The 1,722-nt window shown below is 59.0% G+C and carries 2 protein-coding genes; both read left to right on the top strand.

All coding sequences use genetic code 11. The features are described from left to right. Positions 1-1,154: cytochrome b (locus ACPYOI_RS35625; RefSeq protein WP_481424119.1), on the top strand; the 1,154-nt coding region annotated here is incomplete at its 5' end. 23 nt (positions 1,155-1,177) lie between these two features. Then, the coding region (locus ACPYOI_RS35620; RefSeq protein ID WP_481424118.1) for a cytochrome c1 at positions 1,178-1,722 on the top strand (545 nt) is incomplete at its 3' end.

Below are 1,722 nucleotides of genomic sequence, written 5' to 3'. Positions count from 1 at the left end.
ACCTGAACTATGCCTACACCTTCGGTGCGGCGCTCTCCGTCATGCTGCTCGTTCAGATATTGAGCGGCGTGGTACTCGCCATGCACTACGCGGCCGAAACCTCGATCGCGTTTAATTCCGTTGAAAAGATCATGCGCGACGTCAACCATGGTTGGCTGTTGCGTTACATGCATGCGAATGGCGCATCGTTCTTCTTCGTTGCCGTCTACCTGCACATCGCTCGAGGCCTCTATTACGGTTCCTACAAGGCGCCGCGTGAAATTCTCTGGATCCTCGGCGTTCTGATCTATCTCCTGATGATGGCGACTGCTTTCATGGGCTATGTCCTGCCCTGGGGCCAGATGTCCTTCTGGGGAGCAACGGTCATCACCGGCTTCTTCTCGGCCTTTCCGCTCGTCGGCGAGTGGGTGCAGCAGTTCCTGCTCGGCGGCTTTGCGGTGGACAATCCGACGCTGAACCGCTTCTATTCGCTGCACTATCTGCTTCCCTTCATTATCGCGGGTGTCGTCGTTCTGCACATCTGGGCGCTGCACGTGACCGGCCAGACCAATCCCACTGGCATCGAGGTGAAGACCAAGACGGATACCGTGCGCTTCACGCCCTATGCGACCCTCAAGGACGCGCTCGGCGTTTCGGTCTTCCTGCTGGTTTACGCCTACTTCATTTTCTACATGCCGAACTTCCTCGGCCACGCCGACAACTACATCCCCGCCGATCCGCTGAAGACGCCGGCGCATATCGTTCCGGAATGGTACTTCCTGCCATTCTACGCAATGTTGCGCTCGATCACCTTCAACGTCGGTCCGATCGACTCCAAACTCGGCGGCGTGCTGGTGATGTTCGGGGCGATCATCGTACTGTTTTTCGTGCCGTGGCTCGACACCTCGAAGGTCCGCTCGGCGGTCTACCGCCCTTGGTACAAGATGTTCTTCTGGCTGTTCGTGATCGACGCGGTCGTCCTCGGCTGGCTTGGTTCTCAGCCAGCGGAAGGCATCTACGTCATGGTCTCGCAGTTCTGCACGCTGCTCTACTTCGCCTTCTTCCTCGTCGCCATGCCGGTGCTTGGTCTCGTTGAGGTGCCGCGCCGCATTCCAAACTCGATCACCGAGGCGGTGCTCGAAAAGCAAAAGCAACCTGCCATGGTCAAGGCATAAGCGAGCGACAGAGGGATAGAAACATGAAAAAGCTTGTTGCAAGCATTCTGCCGCTCGCCGTCGCAGCCGTTCTCGGGAATTCTGCATTCGCCCAGGAAGCGACACCGGCAAATGGGGCGGCGCCGGCCCACCACGAGGAAAGTGCGACACCGCATTATCCTCTCAAGGAGCCGCGGGAGCAGGAGTGGAGCTTCGCGGGGCCGTTCGGCCATTACGACAAGGGCCAGCTTCAGCGCGGTCTAAAGGTCTATACGGAAGTCTGTTCCGCCTGCCACTCCATGAGCCTCGTTCCGTTCCGCACGCTCGGCGAGCTGGGGTACTCGGACGCGCAGGTCAAGGCTTTTGCCGCGAATTACGAGGTGCAGGATGGCCCGGATGCCAACGGTGAAATGTTCACCCGCAAGGCAGTTCCGTCGGATCATTTCCCGTCACCTTACCCCAACGTACAAGCCGCCGCTGCCGCAAATAACGGTGCCGCACCGCCTGACATGTCGCTGCTCGCCAAGGCTCGTGAAGTCGAACGCGGCTTCCCGCGGTTCGTCTTCGACATCTTCACGCAGTATCAGGA

The organism is Rhizobium sp. SVR5-2C (assembly GCF_056755115.1).
This window is presented reverse-complemented; position numbering and strand designations above follow the sequence as displayed.